This window comes from Halosimplex yunnanense (genome assembly GCF_054504345.1).
This window is the reverse complement of record NZ_JBTJEL010000025.1, coordinates 1-20,121: the sequence shown is the minus strand read 5'-3', so window position 1 is coordinate 20,121 and position 20,121 is coordinate 1. Positions and strand designations below refer to the sequence as shown.

General features: G+C 52.1%; 18 protein-coding genes and 1 pseudogene. 15 read left to right on the top strand and 4 right to left on the bottom strand.

The genetic code is table 11. The annotated features are described in order from the left end of the window. Positions 1 to 14 precede the first annotated feature (14 nt). Both AB2U09_RS01360 and AB2U09_RS01355 read right to left on the bottom strand, forming a co-directional pair. A complete protein-coding gene (locus tag AB2U09_RS01360) occupies positions 15 to 437 on the bottom strand; it encodes a DUF7985 family protein (RefSeq protein WP_459190894.1) in 423 nt (140 codons plus the stop codon). A gap of 6 nt (positions 438 to 443) precedes the next feature. Continuing rightward, positions 444 to 692, bottom strand: a complete 249-nt coding sequence (locus tag AB2U09_RS01355; protein WP_049987855.1) for a hypothetical protein — start codon at positions 690 to 692, stop codon at positions 444 to 446. 465 nt (positions 693 to 1,157) lie between these two features. Here AB2U09_RS01355 and AB2U09_RS01350 point away from each other — a divergent pair, with 465 nt between their 5' ends. The 8 genes from AB2U09_RS01350 to AB2U09_RS01315 all read left to right on the top strand — a co-directional run bounded on the left by AB2U09_RS01350 (position 1,158) and on the right by AB2U09_RS01315 (position 10,847). Then, positions 1,158 to 1,964, top strand: coding sequence for a glycosyltransferase (locus AB2U09_RS01350; RefSeq protein ID WP_459190893.1), 807 nt, complete (start codon positions 1,158 to 1,160; stop codon positions 1,962 to 1,964). 652 nt (positions 1,965 to 2,616) lie between these two features. Beyond that, positions 2,617 to 3,282 (top strand): alkaline phosphatase family protein, encoded by a 666-nt coding sequence (locus tag AB2U09_RS01345; protein ID WP_459190892.1) that lies wholly within the window; start codon positions 2,617 to 2,619, stop codon positions 3,280 to 3,282. Positions 3,283 to 3,344: 62 nt separating this feature from the next. Next, on the top strand, positions 3,345 to 4,502 hold the full coding sequence (locus AB2U09_RS01340) for a glycosyltransferase family 4 protein (RefSeq protein ID WP_459190891.1): 1,158 nt from the start codon (positions 3,345 to 3,347) through the stop codon (positions 4,500 to 4,502). Between the two features lie 185 nt (positions 4,503 to 4,687). Then, positions 4,688 to 6,049 (top strand): sulfatase, encoded by a 1,362-nt coding sequence (locus tag AB2U09_RS01335; protein ID WP_459190890.1) that lies wholly within the window; start codon positions 4,688 to 4,690, stop codon positions 6,047 to 6,049. Beyond that, positions 6,050 to 6,982, top strand: a complete 933-nt coding sequence (locus AB2U09_RS01330) for a glycosyltransferase family 2 protein (protein WP_459190889.1) — start codon at positions 6,050 to 6,052, stop codon at positions 6,980 to 6,982. Between the two features lie 91 nt (positions 6,983 to 7,073). Continuing rightward, positions 7,074 to 8,252 (top strand): O-antigen ligase family protein, encoded by a 1,179-nt coding sequence (locus AB2U09_RS01325; protein WP_459190888.1) that lies wholly within the window; start codon positions 7,074 to 7,076, stop codon positions 8,250 to 8,252. A 329-nt stretch (positions 8,253 to 8,581) separates the two neighbouring features. After that, positions 8,582 to 9,523: a glycosyltransferase family 2 protein gene (locus AB2U09_RS01320; protein ID WP_459190887.1), complete on the top strand. Its 942-nt coding sequence runs from the start codon at positions 8,582 to 8,584 to the stop codon at positions 9,521 to 9,523. Between the two features lie 82 nt (positions 9,524 to 9,605). Then, positions 9,606 to 10,847: a glycosyltransferase gene (locus tag AB2U09_RS01315; RefSeq protein WP_459190886.1), complete on the top strand. Its 1,242-nt coding sequence runs from the start codon at positions 9,606 to 9,608 to the stop codon at positions 10,845 to 10,847. A gap of 137 nt (positions 10,848 to 10,984) precedes the next feature. On the opposite strand, the pseudogene AB2U09_RS01310 reads toward AB2U09_RS01315, so the two are convergent. Beyond that, a pseudogene (locus AB2U09_RS01310) lies at positions 10,985 to 11,302 on the bottom strand (transposase); the annotation flags it as partial. Between the two features lie 139 nt (positions 11,303 to 11,441). Between AB2U09_RS01310 and AB2U09_RS01305 the strand changes: the two are divergent. The 3 genes from AB2U09_RS01305 (at position 11,442) to AB2U09_RS01295 (ending at position 14,479) form a co-directional block, all read left to right on the top strand. After that, on the top strand, positions 11,442 to 12,401 hold the full coding sequence (locus AB2U09_RS01305) for an alkaline phosphatase family protein (protein WP_459190885.1): 960 nt from the start codon (positions 11,442 to 11,444) through the stop codon (positions 12,399 to 12,401). Between the two features lie 111 nt (positions 12,402 to 12,512). After that, positions 12,513 to 13,385, top strand: coding sequence for a glycosyltransferase (locus AB2U09_RS01300; protein ID WP_459190884.1), 873 nt, complete (start codon positions 12,513 to 12,515; stop codon positions 13,383 to 13,385). A 92-nt stretch (positions 13,386 to 13,477) separates the two neighbouring features. Then, positions 13,478 to 14,479, top strand: coding sequence for a hypothetical protein (locus AB2U09_RS01295; RefSeq protein ID WP_459190883.1), 1,002 nt, complete (start codon positions 13,478 to 13,480; stop codon positions 14,477 to 14,479). A 151-nt stretch (positions 14,480 to 14,630) separates the two neighbouring features. Here the strand turns inward: AB2U09_RS01295 and AB2U09_RS01290 are convergent, their stop codons facing one another. Next, positions 14,631 to 16,436 (bottom strand): ABC transporter ATP-binding protein, encoded by a 1,806-nt coding sequence (locus AB2U09_RS01290; RefSeq protein WP_459190882.1) that lies wholly within the window; start codon positions 16,434 to 16,436, stop codon positions 14,631 to 14,633. A gap of 557 nt (positions 16,437 to 16,993) precedes the next feature. Between AB2U09_RS01290 and AB2U09_RS01285 the strand changes: the two genes are divergently transcribed. The 4 genes from AB2U09_RS01285 to AB2U09_RS01270 all read left to right on the top strand — a co-directional run bounded on the left by AB2U09_RS01285 (position 16,994) and on the right by AB2U09_RS01270 (position 19,926). Beyond that, on the top strand, positions 16,994 to 18,292 hold the full coding sequence (locus tag AB2U09_RS01285; protein ID WP_459190881.1) for a tyrosine-type recombinase/integrase: 1,299 nt from the start codon (positions 16,994 to 16,996) through the stop codon (positions 18,290 to 18,292). 66 nt (positions 18,293 to 18,358) lie between these two features. Beyond that, the gene (locus AB2U09_RS01280; RefSeq protein ID WP_459190880.1) at positions 18,359 to 18,943 is read left to right on the top strand and encodes a DUF7437 domain-containing protein; all 585 of its coding nucleotides are present in this window, start codon (positions 18,359 to 18,361) and stop codon (positions 18,941 to 18,943) included. Positions 18,944 to 18,957: 14 nt separating this feature from the next. Beyond that, positions 18,958 to 19,488: a PIN domain-containing protein gene (locus tag AB2U09_RS01275; protein ID WP_459190879.1), complete on the top strand. Its 531-nt coding sequence runs from the start codon at positions 18,958 to 18,960 to the stop codon at positions 19,486 to 19,488. 12 nt (positions 19,489 to 19,500) lie between these two features. Beyond that, positions 19,501 to 19,926 carry a winged helix-turn-helix transcriptional regulator gene (locus AB2U09_RS01270; RefSeq protein WP_459190878.1) on the top strand — a complete coding sequence of 142 codons (426 nt, stop codon included), beginning with the start codon at positions 19,501 to 19,503 and terminating at the stop codon, positions 19,924 to 19,926. Positions 19,927 to 20,121 lie beyond the last annotated feature (195 nt).

The window sequence follows — 20,121 nt, the reverse complement described above, 5'->3', positions numbered from 1 at the left end:
GGGGCGGGGCTTGGTTACCAGGGGGCGAGATCGACGCACTGCGCCAGCGGAAGGCCCATCATCGATCCGGCAACGGTGTAGAGTGGCCCGAGAGCGACGAGGACGACCGTAGACTTCATCGCCGACCGCTTGTGGCGCTTGAGTCCCTTCTTCTGCTCGGGCGTGATCGTGAACATCTCGATAAGGGAGTCGGCCTGCCACACGACCGCGAGGCCGACAATGCCCAGCGCCGTGGTAAGCTGGAAGAAGCCCTCGATCATGCTGGGGAGGTTGTCCGCGCTACAGACGGCGTTCGTCTGTGCGGCGGCGGGTTCCACAGCGAACAGGCTCAGGACGACGACGATGAACACAGCTTGCCTGGGAAGCCGACTCGATGCCGTCGGCTGGCTGTCGGCGCGATTCGAAGCCGTCTCGGAGGGCGTATTGTCCTGTGACATAGCGGGTTACTCCTCTGCGTCGTCGACGAGTGCTTTCAGATCAGCGTAGCGGTTGGTCTCGTCGACGATCTCGTCTTTCGTGTAGCCCTGTTCGCGAGCCCGTTCGAAGAGATCTCGAAGCTCGTCGGGGTCGACGTCGCGAAGCTCCATCTCGTCTCGGAGGGCGCGGCGGTAGAGGGCGGACCCGTTGATATGGCTGTTCCACGTCAGGTACAGATCATCGATGTCTTCGATGGTGACTGCCCGTGTGATCATATGTGCGGGGTGGGTATGCACCGGTTGAGCCCCGGTCCATGGTGGTGGGATAGCTAGAAGATCGGTAAATGCTTTCTGGCCACCAACTGGCGCAAAAATCTAAAGTAAATTATAACCGGAGAGCTTGTTCACCAAGCAGAGGTATCATTAACCAACAATGGGATTACATGCGGTTTCTACGATAGTGAATAACCGATGGTTATGAGTTCAGATATAGGAATGCGCTGAGTCAGTCGCGGTGTATAGTTACGGATTGCTGGAAAAGCTAAGGAATGCTGTCTATTTAAAAATCAGCTAACCATAGTAACAAACCCACAGTCGATCACCGGTTTGTTTATCCATCGGTACTGAGTGCGAACCAATAATGGATACTAACGTACTCACCGCAGGTAGGGATACCCGTTTTCAGCCGTTGTGTGAGGATGAGCCGAAAGCCCTCCCTGAGGTGAACTGGGGTCTAAACTGATGAGTGGGATCTCCGTATTACTGCCTGTAGCTGCCACAAGCGATACCGGTGGCTTGCGTCGTGCACATCAAAGCATCGTCGAGCAAACGGTCTCGCCATCGGAGATCGTCCTCGTGACGAACCAATCGCTCACAGAGGATATTGAAACAGCTATTGAGGACCTTGTCAGCACTCATTCAGGTAGTCGCCACGAACACATTCCTGACGCCCCAGGGTTGGGAGGTGTGCTTCAAGCTGGTCTAAAGAAGTGTTCAGAGCCGCTTGTCGCACGAATGGATGCAGACGATATTTCTGAGCCCGAGCGGTTCGTCGATCAGCAAACTGTCCTCACGGACACCAGAGCAGATGTCGTTGGATCACACCTCGCGGAATTTCGTGATGACCCCGGAAATCCGGATCGGATACGGGAAGTGCCGACGACACATGATGAAATCGCCGAGTGGATGCCATGGCGGTGCCCGCTTAATCATCCGACTACGATGTTCGACCGCGAGGCTGTTCTCGATGTAGGTGGATATCGTGATTTTTCGATGATGGAGGACTGGGACCTGTGGGCACGGTGTCTCACCGCTGGACTCCGATTCCGAAATCTAGATCAAACACTTGTCCGGGCACAGATCAACGATCTCGTTGATCGTCGAGGTGGTCTAAATTACGCGCGTGCGGAGATGCAAATGGCACGAGAACTTCGGCAACTCGGTATTGCCTCACGACGTGATACGTTGCAACACCTCTGCCTCCGTGTTCCGCCGAGGCTTCTCCCGCCACAGGTTCGCGAAGTAATCTACAGTATATTTGCTCGGTGACACTAAGATATGATCTTTATTGAGTATTACTCAGCTTTGAACGTTGAGGAGCTGACATACCAGGTTCGCGAACGGGCGCGAGAGGGGTTCTTCCGGCGGATTGTAGCATTCGGCGAGACAGCACGTCGGCCTCTACTAAGGCGCCTGACCGACCGTTCGGCGTCAATCAGGACTCCAACAGAGGAGTTGCCGTCCAACCGGTCTTCCGAATACCCGTTCTATAGCCGCTTCTCCTGTTGTTTCGACCGCAGACATATAAGATATCCAATATTCAAAGCTGAGGAGTATAGTGTCCAAGTGATACCCGATATAATGAGTTTTTACTGCTCCCGAGATCACCTATTCAGTATACTATGATACGAAGCAATCATTTGGAAAGATATGCTACCAATACATCCACAGAATTCATTAGAGAATTATGAATCTACAAAAGATCAAGAAAGGGTTGGCAGACCCTACAGCCCTGCTCCGAGAGGTAAATAAACTCTATCATACTAGAGGACGTCAACGTTCCTCCTACCCTCACGGAACAGATATTTTCACCCAGGAGGATTGGGATAACCTGATTATTTTGGATGCGTGTCGGTACGATTCATTCGAGCGTCAAATCTCGATGTCGGGACATCTGGAAAAGAGACGGTCTAAAGGGGGAATGTCTCCAGAATTCATCCGTGGCAACTTTTCGAACAAACAGCTATATGACACTGTGTATATCTCTGCCAACGAGTGGTTCGCACAACTTCGAGATGAGATCAATGCCGAAGTACACCGGTTCGTGAACCTACAGATCGATCATCTCGACCTCGCGGGGATCTCGGTACGCCCCGAAACCGTAACCGAGCAGGCGTTACGGGTCGCAGAGGAATACCCGGACAAGCGGCTCATTGTTCACTATATGCAGCCGCACCAACCGTATATTGGACCGACCGGGCAAGAGCACTTCGAACTTAGCTCTGGACTGATCGAAACGCTCCGCAAGAGTGATGACATCACCGACGGACTTCTCTGGAAGGCATACCGGGAGAACCTCGATATTGTCCTTGACTATGTCGAGGAACTCGTCTCGGAACTGACGGGGAAGACAGTCATCACTTCGGATCATGGCGAACTCCTTGGCGAGCGCGTGTTTCCCATTCCAGTGAAGACGTACGGCCATTTCGACGGCCTGTATGTCGACGAACTCATCGACGTGCCATGGTTCGTCTGTGAGTATTCGAACCGGAAGACGATCCGGCCGGATGTCCCCGTTGCGAATGAGGACGATGTGGACGCAGACGCCGTCGAGGATCGCCTTCGTCAACTGGGATACAAGGTCTAACCTGTCATGCAAGACAGAGAACTAATCATCGCACGTCGTTATTTCAATGGAGTCATTTCAAGATGAGCGAGGCGCCGAAGCTCACGTATCTCATCAGTGGCTTGGAAATTGGCGGTGCCGAGATTGGTATGGTAAGATTGCTCGACGGGATTCCTGAGGACGAACTCGACGTGACGGTCGTTGCGCTCGATGGGGGCGAACGGACCGTGGTTCCTGATATCCCCGAGCACGTTGATCTCGTCGATCTCCGAATCGAGAACAAACTCTTCGTTCACAAGCTGGCACCTCTAATTTCGATCCTTCGCGAGACGGATATCCTCCTGGGTTCGATTTATCATGCGGAGATTGTGGCTCGTCTCTTCGATTTGGTGATCCCTGTGAATACGCTACTGACTTGGGCACACAACACAGAATTCAAGACGCTGATGCGCCGCTGGGTCGACAAGCTCACCATCAGTCGGTGCGATGCGGTTCTTGCTGATTCGGAAGCGGTCGCGACGATGCTAGTCGAACGACAAGGGGTCGATCCAGAGAAAATCTGGACCGTTCCGATCGCTGGACTCTCGATGGACGAGTACGAGCGGCCGTCTGTTCTGCTCCAATCGCTTGACTACTCGGTTGTCGGTGGTGAACCCCTTGATCACATCGGAGAAGGTACGATCGTCATCGGGACTGTCGGAACGCTCTCGGCGGCGAAAAACCACGACGCGATTTTTGAGGCGGCATCACGGCTGACCGATCGCAAGGTCCACTTTGCCATCGCTGGTGATGGACCTCGACGAGAGGAATTGGTTGACGAAACTGCCGAGCGAGGACTCGCTAACGTCTCGTTTCTCGGACGTGTCGATTCCGTCCCCGAGTTCCTTTCGGCCGTCGACATCTACTTTCAGCCATCCCATTACGAGGGGCTGTGTATCACCGTGCTAGAAGCGATGGCCGCGAGGAAGCCTATCGTTGCTAGTACGGCCGGTGAGATTCCTCGGAACGTTCGGGATGGGAAAGAGGGTTTCATCGCCGATCCCGCGGATATTGAGGCACATGTAGAGGCAATCGAAACTTTGCTTGATGATTCGAAGCTACGCTCTCGATTCGGTGAATCGAGCCGACAACGGGTCGTAGAACGATACTCTCAAGAAACTCTTGTCGAGCGGTTTTGGGACGTTATCGAGAAGACTTATTTCAGCGATGCTAGACCTTCGCCTTCAGCCACCACTGAGTGAGAAAATCAGAACAATAGTAGGAACCGATAGTAGACAAACTTGTACATCAACTGGCCCCCTACGCCTGCTTACGGCACCTCTGGAATAAGTTCGTGCGTTCATCTCCTCTCCGATCAGCAACAGTGGTTCTCTGGACATATATTGTCTTCATAAAACCTAACTCCGTTCCCTCCAGATACCCGGTAATGAGCCGACCAAATATTTTGCTCGTTTCCTTAGATAGTCTTCGAGCAGACCATCTCTCTATGTACGGGCACTCTCGAACTACATCACCCAATCTTCAGCAACTTTGTACGCAGAGACAGACAACTCTCTTTAAGAACGCATACGCAACAACGACTTGGACGTTACCGTCACATGCTTCCGTGTTCACCGGACGTGAACCAGCAGAACACGGAATCTTCGACAAAGGTACAAAAATTGATCCAAGCCAGACCCTTCCCCAGATATTAGGTAGAAAGGGGTATCAGACAGCAGCGTTCATAAATAATGGTTGGCTGACTCAGGCAGGTATCACAGATGGATTCGACTCAAGATTCGATATCTTTGAGATGGAAATGCCTTCTAACGAATTAACAAAACAACTTAATCGATTAAAAATAGTTCTTTCACTGAAAGATAATGGAGCAAAGACTACAATAAATCAGTTCAAGAAATGGATGGAATCAACTAATGACTGGTTTACTTTCTTGCACTTCAATGAACCACACTACCTATACAATCCACCCCGGTCCTATCAAAATCCCTATTTAAGTGGGTCTACGATCTCGTCTATTCTCAAACAACGGCGAGTGTTCACGAAACAGGGTGATTTCTATGCTGACAACACGTCGGTCTCTACGTCTGAAATGAATACATTTACCAATCTATATGATGGCGAGATCAATTACATAGATGAACAGTTAGGAAAATTATTTGAATATCTGAAGAAAACGGGGGAGTGGGAGAATACTCTCCTTATTGTGTTCGCAGACCATGGCGAATTGTTTGGTGAACGTGGGCTTGTTGGCCATCACTTCTGTCTCGACAATGCATTGTTGCACGTTCCTTTAATAATCAAATGGCCGACCACCAGCGGTTCCTACCCTTCCATAAACGAATCTATAATTAGCCTGAAATATATATTCGGCACAGTACTCGAAGCAGTGGGGTGTGATCATCCACGATCAAATGCACTTCAACAGTATGACCAGGAATCAGAGAGAGACACTTGTGTATTTGCTGACTACCGGACGCCACCCTCTCTACTAAACCAATATCGAGAACAGTCCCCAGAATTTGACTTCTCGGAGTATGACGTATCGTTGCAAGCAGTACAGACCCAGGACTACAAGCTGATAGAAGATGGAGACGACGAGGTACTCTATGAGATCACCGGAGTAAATCAAGAGCTGGAGATTCCAAAGGGAGACAACGAAGAGATCTACATTCGTCTCAAGGAGAAGTTGGACAGTCGATCTCAAAATCTCTCCCTAATGGATCAAGAAGACCAGAACGGATTAAATCCGAAAGTGGAAGATAATCTAAAGGATATGGGATATCTATAAATGCCGTCAGTTAGCGTCATAATTCCGACAATTGATCGGGTTGACCGCCTTAACAGAGCGCTTCAAAGCGTTGTCTCACAATCTAGGACTCCGGAAGAAGTTGTCGTCGTCAGTAAGTCCGACAAAAAAGAACTAACAGATATAATTCAATCATTTGATATTTCAATTACGCTAATCGAACAATCCGGTAACGGTCTCTCAAACGCTCGAAACGAGGGTATCAATGCCAGTTCTGGAAGTCTAATTTCATTTCTAGATGATGACGACTGGTGGAAACAAAAAAAAATTGAGCAGCAGATCCAAGCTATCCGCAATACGGATGCCGCATTCATATTTACGGGTATACAACACGTTGATTCGGATGGGAACACGATTAATTTCCGAATTCCAACGAGTAAGCCAGACAAGCAGGAGATCCTGACGTGGAACGCTGTTGGAGCACCATCTACCGTTCTTGTGAAGCGCTCATGCCTAAACGCAGTTGGAGGGTTTGATGAGACACTCCCATCTCGGGAAGAGTGGGATCTTTATATTCGGTTACTTGAAAAGTTCGACTGCGAGTTTATTCCATACCCCCTGATGGTAAAAGAGTCACACGACAATACGATTTCTCGCAATATCGATCTCATAGAACGAGACTGGATGACTCTGTTCGAGAAACACAAGTCAAAATACGATGAACACACCAAGCGACAATTCCTCTCAAACTATCACTTCGACCTTGGGCGAATGAGCTGCAAGAACGGCAACTTGATAAATGGACGCAATCATTTTAAAAAAAGTGTCGTATATTCCAATAGCCCTGCTCATATACCACATTATATTGCTACGTTCTTCGGTAACCGGAGCTATGCCTTCTTCACAGACATTTACCGGACTCTCCGTAAGACGAAGCTACATCTTCAGCATTACGGAAAGTTAGATCCATCATGACACCTGATTGGATTACTGAATTAGAATACCGCCCTGATCTAAATATGTATCAAACTCAAAATTTAGGAAACAGAATCGTCTCTAACTTACCATGAACCGGTGGAGGTACGTCGGATTCGTGCTCATTTTGGTTGGAAGTCTGAGCACCTACACGGTATTTTTTCGGGGGACGTTTTTGCCGACGGTTCTTGTTCTCGGCTCCTATGGTCTCTTTGCAGCATCATATCTTCTCACTGATAATGACAACGTGGTACGCATTCCCCGATACTTACTCGGGCCTGGGATCATGCTATTCGTGGGATACGCTCTCACAATACCACTTCAACCCACAGTGTTCTATCGGCCGCTTGTTGATCTTATAATCATATGTATTAGTATGTTATTAATACCACAGACGATAGATCGGTCAATCTTCTTCGTCATAGTACGAGGTTTGGCAACAGGGCTAGTAATAATTGGACTTCCAGCCGTGTTTGTAGGTCCGTATTCACTCCTCGGAACCACATTCGGATATCCCGGGTATGCCGATCTACCAGTTTTCCCAGGCCAGGTATTTGCTCTTGAGTCGATCTACACGAACCCAAACTTCCTTAGTGTCTTCATCCTTTGCGGAATGTTAATTTCACTTTATTTTTATGATATCAACCGGACCAACTATTCGCTTTTTATATTCTTTGTAAACGCGGTTGGTCTGTTGCTTACACAGTCTCGTTCAGCTATCGGTGTCGGAATCATCGCTGTTCTCGGATATATCTTCTATAAAATAGGGGAAACACCATTATTTCGTCTAGCAGTTTTTACGAGTACTCTTGTCGGTATGGGGGCGCTAATTCTTACCGTGACTGGCGTAGACCCTCTTTCGCAGATCAGCCTCTCAGGCAGACGCGATATCTGGCAAGCGGGTATTAGTATACTACTAGAGAAGCCTCTTACTGGATATGGTCAAATACCGCTGGGACCTATTCTCGAGACGGAAACAGGACTCTTCGCATCCCCACATAATTCTTATCTCCGAGTATTTCTAGAGACTGGCATTATCAGTGGTATTGGTTATACTTGGATAGTTTTCTCAATCTTGTTTCACCATATACGCCTTCCACTTAATCAAGAATTGGTTATTACCTTCCTACTTGGTATTTCGATAGCGGTAGTTATGATTTTCGAGACGTTCGTGCTTGGCGGTATTGGATCAAGTTCAATCTTTGCCGCGATAATCCTTGGATATCTTATAAAAGATAGTGTTGATTATAGCACGATCAATGGCAATTAATGGCAAGAACAGTGACTGATCTTTTGTGGAATACCCTGTTGCGCGTTCAAAATTAATTCGTCGGACGGAGCAGTCGGAGCTGATTAGAACCACCGGGGAATTTCCGCAGAACTGCTCAAACATAATATTAATTCCCCAATAAAATTTCAAAGCTGATAGGTGAAAAAGGATGAGATTCACTCGAAAGGGCGCTAAATCTGGGTTGTACGATGACCTCTATCTGTCCGATGAAATCGCACATCGTTAGAGAGACTATTATTATGCTATTAGACACTTGGTCGCATCCGGAATCAGAAATCTAAAGCGGAGTCAAATCAATTCTCTGACCGATGAGTTCGACTCCGAAAACACGCTCACACCAACCCTTCATTTCGGTCATCATCCCGGTCTATAACGACCCAACGGGAGTACGAGCGACTCTCCAGTCGGTCGTGGACCAGACTTATTCTGAGGCGTCCTACGAGGTGCTGGTCGTCGATAACGGGTCGGACGATGGAACGAAATCAGTGATTCGGTCCTTCGAGGAGCGCTACCCCGAACAGGTCTCACTATTAGTCGAAACGGACACACAAAGCCCAGCAGCGGCCCGAAACAAAGGCATCGAACACGCAGAAGGGTCGATATTTGCGTTCGTGGACGCGGATATGACTGTCAAGAAGACGTGGTTGGAACTGGCGACGGAGTCGCTGTTGGAATCGGGATGCGATTACATTGGCTGTGCAATAGAACCCCGTATTCCGGAGGGCGAGGAGACCTACACCGCAAAACACGACAAAATCTTTGCGTTCGACAGACGGAAATCCATCGAAAACGCTCACTTTGTGGGGACTGGCAGCTTAGTTGTGCATAAACGGATATTTGATGCGGTCGGTCCTTTCGACGACGCACTCGTCTTCGGAGCGGACAAAGAATTCGGCAACCGGGTGTACGATGCAGGATTTGAGCAACACTTCGAACCGAAGATCACGATGTATCACCCCGCGCGCAGGTCGCTCCGCGCACTAATCGAAAAGCGTTTTCGCTACGGCCGCGGACAGGCACACCTACACCGCCACTATCCTGAACGGTTCGAAACGCGTAACCCTCTGAACCCACGTAATTACTTGCCACTCAGACCATCGGTGTTTCGGTCTCGACTCCGGAACGCCGAGATTTCCCTTTCGCCCAGCGAATCTGTGATCGTATATCTGATCACCTATCTCAGCAAACTCGCAAGCAGCGCTGGGTCCGTATACGAGCTCTTCGGTGAAGTTACCGAAACGCGGTCGTGAGACTGTCTTTGCAGGACTGGTTCACGTCCCACTATATCTTGTTTCGGTGCTGTTTTATCGGTTTGGGATGTCGACAACTGCCATGACAACTGTTGGCCTGTTCGAACCCTCTTGGCACCGAGCCCTCATTCCTTCGATGGCAACAATCGCTCACGAGGCTACCGGCGACGTGACTGTGTTCACGAGTAAAAAGAACTGGGATCACGCGGTCGCCGCGCTTGACGACACGTTGGTCGAAGCCTGTGAGTGGGTGCTCAAGGGTGAAGACGAGAGCCATCGATCGTTTTTCGCGCGGGTTGAGCGAGCTACAACGGAACTCGACATGCTGTGGACGATCACCCCGTACGGTGATCCCAAGGTCGTTCAGGCGATGTTATCGTTTACACCACAGTGCGCGTCGATGACATTCGTTCACGCCTCGTCTCGATACGTTTCGCCGCGTCGTTCGTTCTTCGACAACACGTTTGTCCCACTTTTCGAACGCTTCGGTCATCACTTTCCAGGACCGATCCAAGATCGAGTGACGAACCGACTGAGTCCCTATCTCGCACCCCGTCTCCTACGCCAGTACGACAGCGTATTCGCGCTCTACCCATCCATCGTGCCCTTTCTCGAACAGTGTGTTAACCCCGACACCGTCGTGGACTGGTTTCTCCCCGAGTATCATCACCCAAGCAGTACTACCAACCACGAAGGACTCCAGATCACGATTCCGGGCCGAGTATCGAACTCCTTCCGGAACTACGACCTCCTCTTTGACATTCTGGACGAAATCGACAACACGCGGGATCGACTCACCGTCTGTCTCCTCGGCAGACCGGTCGATGACTCGGGCGAGCGAATCATCAATCGATGCGAGCGCTACGAAGAGCATGGGTACGACATTCAGTACTACCCAAGTGGCGAGTGGGTCCCCGAAGAGGAGTTCGCTCATCAACTAACTCACACGGATTTGATTTTTGCACCGATCAACATTCGCGGAGAGACTGGAGACCGAGGTCAAGATCGAGTTCGAGGCCGAACGATAACATCCGGTGTGATTGGTGACGCCGTTCGTATCGGCAAACCGTTGGTGATGCCTGATGAGTTTCCTGTCACACCTGAGTTCAAGGACCTCATCACGACATACGACGACGGAGACGACGCTACGGCGTTCATCGAATCATGGCTTTCTTCTGAAGAGACCAGACAAGAGTTGCAACTACGGGCGGAACGAGCGGTTCAGCGGTTCAGTCTGGAAAATCAGGCCGACCGATTCGAAGCCGTCTGTCAGCACGCAATCGAGGCGAGCAGGTGGGGTCAGCGACGAGTTTCAGCGAAATGATCGTCGATATACTACTGGTTTCGTGAAGCTGACACTGATCAGTTCAAACGTTGTCGCTACGGCCGGGGAGGTGCTCGCCGAGTCAGTTTCCGTCCTATAGTAGTGATTAGAAATAGTGGGGCTTCAGTCGTGATTTGCTAGGTACCAGCTATATCCCGTCTATCGGTCGTATCTAGCAGTTCAGTGTTGAAGGAGCAATAGTAACTCACCTTTGGGATAGAGAGTTGGTCGAGGGCTGTATCAATCACGGTTGTCAGCTCGTCAAGCGAGTCAAAGAAGCGATTGCTTAGAGACCCTTGAAGCTGTCTCCAGCACTCCTCGACAGGATTCAGCTCTGGAGAATACGACGGTAACGTCACGAAGGTGAGGTCGTCACGGGCCGCCAGGTCCGTGACGACCGATGCCTGGAAATACGGCGCTCCATCTAGCACAACGCCGATCAGTATGTTTTGAAATGCGAGAAAGCTAACTGAGTGAAAAGTGACCGATAGAGCAGAAGGATATATTTATTGGTAGCACAGCTCTTCGAGCAAATATATGATAAGCGGAGTTCCATCGGCTGGACGTGTTGCGAAGGGGATCAAGAATCCACGTATGGCGATGCGATACCTCCGCCAGAACTATCCTATTACTAAGTGGCTCGGTATCCAAGCGTCATCACGCGGTTTTCTTGGAACACATGTTCTCTCTAAAGAATGGGATGTACTGATTTTACTCGACACTTGTCGAGTTGATGCACTGCGAATGGTGTCCGATGAGTACTCATTCCTGAATGATGTTGGCCGTCTATGTTCAGTTGGTGGGTCCTCACCTGAGTGGATGGCAGCCACATTTAACAAATCGTGGCGGTCCGAACTCCAGGACACAGCTTATCTCTGCGGCAATGGATTCGCTGAATTCATTTTCGAACAAGAGAGTTGGGCAGAACGGCGTGCGTGGGCACCACCCCCAGGGTGGCATTTCTTCGATGGTCGATGGGACCTCATTGAGAAAACGGGTCTTGGACGACTCGAACATCTTCATAGATATACATCCGACGAAGAAGAGCGGGTGGCCGGAGAGCACATTGCATCAACACCGCCACAGTACATTACCGATCGAGCAGTTGCGGTCAACCGGGATTTTGATTTCGACCGCCTGATGTTACACTATATCCAACCCCACCATCGATACACGGCAAGTGCGATTAGGGAGGAACGCGAATTCTATAAATATGAAACTGAGCCGTGGGAGTATCTCCGACAAGGTGGTGATCGAGAAGTTGTGTTTGAGGCGTATCTTGACGAACTCCGGTATGTACTCGACAGTATTGAACTACTACTCAAAAACATCGACGCCGAAACTGTAGTTATCTCCGCGGACCATGGGGAAGCTTTTGGGGAGTACGGTGCTTATGGTCATGGCCCTGGTAGCATCCATCCACATGTCCGTTTTGTTCCATGGGCAACGACTACAGCGGACGATTCGGGATCCTACACACCGGACTTCGCACCGGAAGACGTAACCGAGCAGAACGTTGATGAGACCTTACGAGCGCTCGGTTATATCGAATAAGCCATCCCAATAGTCGTTTCTAGCATAGCCTATAGGCGAGCAATGACCCATCACTGGTATGCTGGCCGCGATCAGCTAAGATATTAGTATTCACGTTGTATTTCCTGTACCATGACAACCGATACACTTTCAATTGGCATTCCTACTGCAGGGCGACCAGACGCTATCCAACGCTGTCTCAAGCACATTGATAGAGTGGTGGAATATCCTCACGAAATCATCATTCTGGATAATACGCCGGATGTGAATTCACATGTCTCCTACCAAAATGCTACAACCGTTTTGCGTCCAGAGGAACAAATTGGTCCGGGAGAGTCACGGAAGCGGATCGCCAACGTAGCCGACACTGATCTCCTTCTTTTCCTAGATGACGATACGTTCCCGAAACCAGACTCAGTGAGTAAACTTGTTAGCGAGATGGGAGATGATTGTAAACTGGCGTCCGGCGTCTGGACGGTTGATGGAGTACCGGAAGAAGGACGCGAATGCGGGCGTATTTTCCGGTGGGGAGTCCGGGACGGCAAGCGTACGCTCGTTGAGATTGCTGTTTACCCCGATCCGATTCAGCAACGCAGTTTCGAGAGTTGGGAGGTAGACGCGGGATTGCCAACACTGCTTGTCCATACGGACCTCCTCAATTCCGTCGCTTTCGATCCAAGATACGACTGGTACTTCGAATGGCTCGACTTCTTCTTACAGACTCACGAACAAGACGAGCAAGTCCAAGTGCGCCTGGATGCTCCATTTCAACACGCAGCAATTCCTTACTCGTCCCCAACTATCAAATCCGAACAAGAGCGAAACCGAGATCAACAGCGGTTCTTGGACAAGTGGGAAATCGAACTTTGCCGTGGTGCTACGCTCGGATCGAGTAGCTGGGAACAGTCACGATCACTTGATCGGAAAGCAGCACAAATCTATGCATCTGAGGGGTTAACTGAGTTGTCAAAGCGAACGAAAAGAAAACTAATGAACCTACGATAACTCCCCCCAATTAGCCACCAAATGAAGCCGAGAACACCTAATCCGAATGAGAACAATTATTATCCGCCAATAGGGAGTCAAAATTGATTTCTATGTCCAGATACTCGCTAAAGTCATTATACAAATTGTTCCAAGATCCGTCAAATATATCAAAGGCTGTGAGGCTCTTCGGACAAGATATACTGTCATTAGCGAGAAACCCATCCGATATACCAAAAGTAGTACGATCTGGGTGTGTCAACATAGATAAATGGTGGTATGCACTGAGATACGGCGATGCCGGCGAAGACTTCCTCGAACACGACTGGGACACACTCATCATCCTAGATGCCTGCCACCCGGAACTCCTCTGCCGAGCGACCCCGTATCTCGACGACGACATCCAGACGAAAACCTCGCCAGGTACTGCCAGTCCTGGATTTATGGAGGCGACCTACCACGGACGGACGCTTCACGACACGGTCTACGTAACCGCGAATCCGTATGCGGCGCGGATTCCCGATGGAACTTTCCACGCGGTCGAGAATCTCCTTGATTCGGAATGGGACGCCGAAGCCGGCACTGTCTATCCCGAGGCAGTGGTGCACCGTGCGCTCGAAGCCCACGAGACATATCCGAACAAGCGCCTCATCGTCCATTTCATGCAGCCACATTTCCCGTTTCTCGGTAAGACGGGGACGGAGATTCCGGGGGGGTTCGGATGCGACATGGAGAATATCGACTCCGATGAACCTCATCCGTGGTTCGACAAACTGTGGGGGGACGGCCCGGACAGGGATCTTCTCCTCAGAGCATACTACGAGAATCACGAGTATGTCGTCCCCTACGTCGAAGAGTTACACGACGAACTCGACGGCAAGAGCGTCATCACGTCCGATCACGCGAACCTCGTCGGCGAACGGGGCTTTCCGATTCCGATTCGGCTGTACGGCCATCCAGGTGGACTCTACCACCCGAATCTGACAACCGTTCCGTGGGTTGTACTCGACAGCGACGGCCCGCGGCGAACTGTTCGCTCCGACCCGCCCGTAGCACGCGACGAACTCGACGACGAAACGGTGAATCGGCGACTCGAATCGCTCGGTTACGCTTGATTCGTTCCGCTGCCGAAATTCCCCGACACGATTCATCAGTCTACGTCCAAATTAGCTGGTTTAGTGCCGAAGAGACGGCCGAGCCTATCACCGTTCGGAACCTTGAAACAGCCTTACTCCTGAAGGCTTCGAATCATGGTAGGGCTGGCGCTCACCCATTCGCCTGAATCGAGTACAACTCTGCGTACTTCCCACCGTTGTCCATCAGTGCGTCGTGCTCGCCGACCTCTGTAATTTTTCCGTTGTCGACCGTATAGATACGGTCGGCGTTTTTCACCGTCGAGAGTCGGTGCGCAATCGTTACGATAGCGTACTCTCGTTCCATTTCCTCGATAGCCGATTGGACCTGTTTCTCCAGATCCGAGTCCAGATCGCTCGTCGCTTCGTCCAGTAGGAGCAACTCTGCGTCTTCGATCAACGCCCGAGCCAATGCAACCCGCTGCTTCTGTCCACCGGACAACCGAACTCCATCGTCACCCAGCTGCGTATCGAATCCGTTTGGTAGATCGCCCAAGAACTCGTCGACTTTCGCAATCTTACAAACTCGTTTGAGTTCGTCGTCACCGACATCTCGATTCCCGATCGTGAGGTTGTACCGCAGCGTGTCGTTGAAGATGAACGGATCTTGCCGGACGATGGAGATCTTCGAGCGCCACTGGTCGACGTCCATCTTCTGAATTGGTCGCCCGTTCGCCCGTATCTCACCCGAATCGGGTTCGTACATTCGAGCGAGCATCGACACGATCGTCGACTTCCCGGCACCGGACTGGCCGACGAAGCCGACGAACTCTCCTTTCTCGAACTCGAACGAAATACCAGAGAGGGCCTTGTCGTCCTGGGACTCATAGGAGAATTGAACGTCGTCGAACTCGATGGTTTCCACCCCCTCGGGGATGGGCTCCGACGCTTCGGACGGTTCCCGCTGTCGTTCCAGTTCGTCGATGAACCCATGGGTTCGGACGAGATGGGGGAGGTTGTTCTCGATGCGATAGAATATCGAGTTCAAGCTACTCGCTTTGGGTCCGAGACGGAACATCGCGAAGAGAAACACGCCCATCGCTCCGAGCGAGAGGTTCGCGAACGCGATCGCGACGTAGATGAGCACGAACACCGAGACGGCTGTCAGAAGGTTGTAGAAGGTCTCAATCATCTGCTCGTTCCGCCGAATTCTGATGCTTGCACCGGCATACTGGTTCACTGCCCCGAGAAAGTCGTCGTAGAGTTCCTCCTTGAGGCCGAACATTTTCGTGTCCCGGATTCCCTGTGTCCCGGCCTGTGCCGCTTGCTGCACGCCTTCGTTCGCGTCGGCGACCTCGTCACCCAGGTCGTAGCCCGATTCGATGCCGTACCGGAAGATGGCAGCAAGTCCACCGAGAAAGACGAGCGCGAAGAACGTGAGGGCAGGTGCGATGACGAACGCGACAAGGAGGTACATCGCCGCGAGAAAGCCCTGCTCTATGAGATTGACGACCTGCTTGATCGTTCGCCCCGCATACTCCGCTTGCGTGACGATCGCGTTGAGAATGTCGTCGGAGCCCTCCTGGTCGAAGTACTCAGTTCGTGCGTCGAGCGCCCGATCGAACGCGCGCTTCTGGAGGTCCCGCGTGTAATCGATCGCGAGCGCGCTCCGGAGCCACCGCACGAGGAAGGTCGTCGTCCATCGGACCGTCAACACGAGACTCACGCCGACGACGACGGTGCTGAGCTGGAAGGGGATCCCCAGGAACTGGTAAATAGAGACGAACGCCCCCTGTAGTCCGGACGCCTCCGCTGCTGGATCGCCCGAGGACTGGACGATCTCCACGATCGGAAGGATGAATCCGAGTCCGACGCCCTCGAGCAGTGCTGCAAACACACCGCCGACGATGATCGCGATCGTGAGGCGTGGCTGGAACCGAGCAACTCGAATCAGCGCATCGAGTTGCTCTTGTCGGCTGATATCCTCGTCCTGACTCATTGCTGGTAAATAGACCTTTTTGAGACTTTATATTCGTCGTTCCGACCTCGCGATATCTCATATCGATCGCAGGTCACGGCTGGAGAGTAATATTCCACAGTGGAATGGAAGATAACATTCTTGCCGATGGATTCTTGCGGAGCGAAGATCTTCACGACGAGCATCTGATCCAGCAAGGAATGGACGCGATGCGGGCAGCAGCATCCGAAGACGACGAGTAGCTCCTGATTTCACGATGCTCTTCTCAGGGTTTCCCAGCGCCAGCTAACGGTCTGTCAGCAGTCTAGTGGTTGGTAGAATTTGAGATCCCAGTGGAAGCCTCCACCGCTCGTGATTCATGTAGCGGCATACAGTTTATTCCTGTAGCATATATTCTACTGTGTTTTATCGGTGTTCACACAGACTCCAGCAGTCTGTTTGTCCCCAAAACCTATACACTATCTGTGAGAAACCCGCTACTACCCTAATATGTCGGACTTAGAATCGAAAACCCACTCAGCGAGGCCGCTACTTCGCTTCTCAGCAAAGCGAATACTGGAAACGGTGGTGTATCCCCTGTGAGTGACGCGACGAAGTCAACAACAAACTCCGAGTGGGAGGACGTCAACGACGTCTCGTGGACGCTGCTGGACCGCGAGGAACTCGTCGACGCCTACTGGGCGGTCGTCGCCCCCGCAATGGAAGCTGACGGTCTCGATCCCGACCAAGAGAAGCCAACGCATAGCTGGCTTCGCAATCATGACTTCCGGCCGCTTCTCTACGCACTCCGGGAGTACCACGGCATGACGTTCGGAGAGTTCTGGCACGAAGCGCTCGAGCTCGAATCTGAGGAGATAGGGTACGACTGGGCGACCAACCACGACCGGACCATCGAGGCACTCGAATCCTTCCTCACGTCACGGCGGGAGCGGAAGGGGCTTGCCGATTCGTCGATCAACACCCTTCGCTACCGATTGAACCGTTACGTCGCTGCCTACTACGACGAGAATAACACAGACGACCTCGTGACGCCCGTCGCTCGCGATAGCGATGTCCCGGCCTACAAGGCGGTCGACGCATGCTGGGCAGCGTTCGACCGTCTCCACGACGATCTCGATGGCGGCCAGACCAAACGTCGAATCCACCTCGTTGTCTCGAATTGGTACGCCCATCTGGTCCGACGCAAATGGGCCGCCGTCAACCCAGCTGACGGCCTCGACGAGGAATTCGACTGGTCGAACGACACCGATGACGATGCTGATACGCCGTGTCTCGCCACTGAGCACGTCCGCGCGCTCTACCAGGCGGCCGACGGTCCAGAAGACCGCCTCTTGGTCCTCGCACTGTGTGCCTGGGGGCTTCGCCCGAACGAAGTTGCTCGCCTCCACACCCACCAGTTCGTCCCCGACGTCTCCGATGATGAGGTTCCGTATATCGCGTTCGAAGAGCGCAAGAACGGTCCCGGCCAGGTGTCGTTGCTCTACGGCCGGGAGGTCCTCGAGGAGCGGCTCGCGGGGTTCGCCGATCACGACGACTGGGACGGCTACCTGTTTCCGTCACCACACACCTCGGGTGGCCCGATCTCCCGGTGGACTGTCTGGAACAGATTCACACAGCTGGCTGATCGAGCGGGCCTTCCCGACGAGATCGACGGGGTATCGCCGGCGCCGAAAATGGGGCGGCGGTACTGGTACGACGCCTACTCTGCGTCACTCGACGTCGTCCTCGGCAGTCTTGATGAGATCGCTGCCGAACAGGGAAGCGCCAGTGCCGACGTCGTCCTCCAGAACTATCTCTCAGATTCGCGGGCCCGGAATCTCCGTCGGGAGTACATGCGCGAACAGCTAGCTGCCGCGTTCGAACCGACCGACGAGTAGCACCTCTACACCCTGGCTCCGATTACAACCCAAGCGTTATTACCCAATACACGAATCATGTATTGTATGTCGAAAGCGACGGGGGACCCAGAACGCGCCATCAACGGCTTCATGTCGGTGGCACAGCTGCTCGAAGAGCCACGGCTTGCCCGCCTCTATACGTATATTCTCCGTGAAGGCGAAGTAACGATTGATGAAATCGTTGCCGACATCGAGATGCCCCGCACGACCGCGTACGCAGATACGGGATCGCTCGTCGACCTCGGAGTGCTCACGCGGGATGAAGAGCAGAAAACGCATACCTACACAGCCATCCCGATCACGCTCACTGCAAACCTTGATGACAACACGTACACGATTACCCCCACGCTCATCGAGGCAATCGGCCGGTCGCCCCAGGATCAGGATCTCGACCTACTGATCGAGAAATACGGCATCGGGAAACTCGCTGCAGCACTTACGTACGCGATTCCGTATGTCGAGGGAGGCATGACCGAACGCCTGGCAGCGCGCGAACTCGGCCTCCAACCCGCGTTCGGGATTGCGGTACTCCAAGCACTCCGGGAAGTGATTCTCGAAATGCGGGAGTACGATCCCTATTTCGATCAGATTCGGAATGCGCATGACAAGCCGGTCGACGAGGAAGCGTAGAAGTCCTCTCACACATGGACGGGACAAACGACTCGATACCTGAGAACGCTGTGTGGGTTGCTGATTCGGGCGTTTTTATTGCGTGTGGCCGCCAGCAGCGGAACAAGTACACAGCACTAGAACGGTTCGCCCAGCGGAACGAGATTACGTTCGTGATTCCACGGCGAGTGTACGAGGAACTTGGCGGTGCGCCAGATCGCAGTACGCCCGGCCAGACACCAATTAACAGCGCGATTGGCAATGAATGGGTAACCGTCGCTGATGAACTAGACTACACGAATCCGACGGTATCAAGTGTTATGGACGATGTGCGTAGCTTCATTGCACGTGAGTCGAACCGTTCCGAGGACAACATCGAGAAAGCGGATACCGCACTCGGTGGGGTCGCAGCCCACCTCTTAGATAGCGGGAATGCCTCCGCTATCTGTGTCCTCACGACGGACGACGATGCAGGGAATGGCGTCGTGGCTGCAATCGAAGCCCACGGATTTGATGGCCAAATTACGTTCAAAGACGGATTTGAACTGATCTCAGAAATTACGTAGTACCAACTTACCATGGTCACAGACGAACGCCGACAAGACCGAGACAATGAGGATGCCGATGAGGGGACGGTATTGTCCGACGGCGAGGCTCGGCTTCGGGACGAGTTCTTTGCGGGTCCGCGTATTGCCACGTTCGAGGACTACCTCGACCAGCTCGACGCGATCTCCAATTCGACCCGGTTCGTGATTTGCTATCTTCTCTACGAAGACGGCGACACGACGTACAATGAGCTGAGCGACGCAACTGACAAGGTTGGAAACGCGCTCAATCACCACCTTGATACGCTTCAGACCGCAGGCCTCATCACGCAGTCGAAGCAGAGAGCTGACGGGCAAGAGCGTTCCGTCTATACACTCTCAATCCTCGGCCAGAAGCTCATCGAACCCATGATCGAATTAATCGTCGGAGAAGGCGATCTCGCCGAACAGTACACGTAACCGCCCCACCAGTCTTCTACAGGGTTTCGGGCATCCTGTTTTCTTGCGGTAATCTTCGATATAGCGTTACTGCGAGTCTCTAGTGACAGTATCAAGTGAGACATCACGACGAAGAGTGTACCAAATTAACCAACAAACCCGCTGCGTTCGACGGCTAATGTTGGTTAATAGCAAGGTACCCCCGTCATCAGATCA